The following is a 1431-nucleotide window of genomic DNA, read 5'->3' as shown; positions in this document are numbered from 1 at the left end:
ACAAAGTTTATAAAACGGGCAGAAAAGTTGCAGAGGGTTTTAAAGAGTCAATGCGAATTGTATTTGATGAGCACCTGAGGCAATGGAATTATACTGCCATTCCTGACGCAACAACTTTATAAGTTGCCTAAGTTATTTCATGCACATTCCTTACCCATTTAATAGTTTTATCACGCAAAGCACTTTCCATTAAGCCTTTTGTATCACCTACCCCACCCAAGCCTAAATGCCCAATATAAGGTTCAGATGTTACAAAAGTCATGGGTACTTGATCACGCACTTTGCGTTTACGTAATTCTGCTTCCAAAATCATTAAATATTCATAAGCCGGCCCAAAACAAGAAGCTCCTTGCACGGCACCAACAATAATAGGACCAGGATTTTCCATAAACTTTTCCCAGTCATCAGCCGCTAGAGCAGCATGATCAACATGACAAACCGAAGTGGTATGCCCTTCAGGTCCCAGCCCTTCAACTTCATCAAAGGCCAAACGTGGGCCAGTTGCAATAACCAAGTAATCGTAATCAACAGCAGAGCCATCATCTAACTGAATTTGATTATTTTCTGGATCAACTAAAGTAGCCGCTTTTTGAATAAAGGTAATGCCTTTTTTCTCAAAAACAGGTGCAAGTTCAATTTTAAGCTCTTCAGGTGTACGCCATTTAGGCGGCACCCATGGATTGGAAGGAACAAAGTGAAAAGTAGGTGAGTCCGAAATCACTAAGACTTCATGCTCATTGCCAACACTTTCTTTCATTTCATACGCCATTGGCACACCGCCAATTCCAGCCCCTAAAACAACTATTCTAGCCATAACAATCTCCACGTTTATTTAAAAATTAATGGTATACCAATTTATCTGTTATTATTTTTCTTTGAAGTACACTTAAACCTAATAATGTAGTAAAAATTTTCAGCTTAACGTCCTTATGTGCGAAACTAGGACATTTTGATTCTAAACTAATATTACTAAGTTGGCACCTAAATCAATTACTCCTCTGTATATTAGCATTTACTTAAATTACTATCAACTTAATTAATTTCTTTATCCCTATTTGTTTTGATTAAGTATCACTCAAGATATAAAGGCTTTCATCTTTCAAAAAAAAACCAATATTGCTTATAATCTAAATTAAATCCAGCAACTACCTTATACCAATACTTAGGACAGAATATGGAATACAAAACAAGCCACCTCATAAGCATAGCCCTATGTTTTGCATTTTCTACATTGTCAATCAGTGCTGTGGCAACAAATAATAACCTATTTTTAGATACCTCAGCTCAACAACTGGCTAATGATAATAAGGAATGTGCATGAAATAACTTAGGCAACTTATAAAGTTGTTGCGTCAGGAATGGCAGTATAATTCCATTGCCTCAGGTGCTCATCAAATACAATTCGCATTGACTCTTTAAAACCCTCTGCAA

The 1431-nt window shown here is 36.6% G+C and carries 1 pseudogene; it reads right to left on the bottom strand.

Annotated features, from left to right (window positions below):
* Positions 1–145: 145 nt before the first annotated feature.
* Positions 146–814 (bottom strand): annotated as a pseudogene (locus BQ7314_RS00465) (NAD(P)/FAD-dependent oxidoreductase); the annotation flags it as partial.
* Positions 815–1431 lie beyond the last annotated feature (617 nt).

It is taken from the genome of methanotrophic endosymbiont of Bathymodiolus puteoserpentis (Logatchev) (genome assembly GCF_900128525.1).
Taxonomy (GTDB): Bacteria; Pseudomonadota; Gammaproteobacteria; order Methylococcales; family Methylomonadaceae; genus Methyloprofundus.
Note: the sequence above shows the minus strand (reverse complement) of the source record. Positions and strands in the feature narration are given on the sequence as shown.